1 pseudogene is annotated in these 355 nt (G+C 67.3%); it reads right to left on the bottom strand.

Annotation, left to right across the window (positions count from 1 at the left end):
- A pseudogene (locus M8J74_RS44320) lies at positions 1 to 233 on the bottom strand (hypothetical protein); the annotation flags it as partial.
- Positions 234 to 355: the final 122 nt, after the last annotated feature.

Genomic DNA, 355 nt, shown 5'->3' with positions numbered 1-355 from the left:
TGCGGCACCGCACGGCGCGGGCCCACCGGCTTCCGCCGCGACGGACCGCCGATCGCCATGGCGGGTGCTTCCTCCTCGGCCAGTGCTTCCAGATATTGCTCGAGCCCGATCACCCGGCGCCTGAGGACCTCTTCGGCGTCAGCCAAGTCAGCCTGCACCCGCTCGAGTTCAGCTTCGAGCTCCTCCACCCGCACCACCGCAGCCTTCCGCCGCGCTTCCAGAACCGCCCGCATCGACGGCATCCGACACCCCCACGGCAACTCGATCAGCAACGAGTCGAGGCTTTCGTGGCAGCCGCAATCCCATGCCTGACCAGCGGAATCCGCACACGAGGTTCGGAAAGAGAACGACCTCT

Origin of the sequence: Streptomyces panaciradicis (assembly GCF_023516615.1) — a bacterium.
GTDB lineage: Bacteria > Actinomycetota > Actinomycetes > Streptomycetales > Streptomycetaceae > Streptomyces > Streptomyces panaciradicis.
Note: the sequence above shows the minus strand (reverse complement) of the source record. Positions and strands in the feature narration are given on the sequence as shown.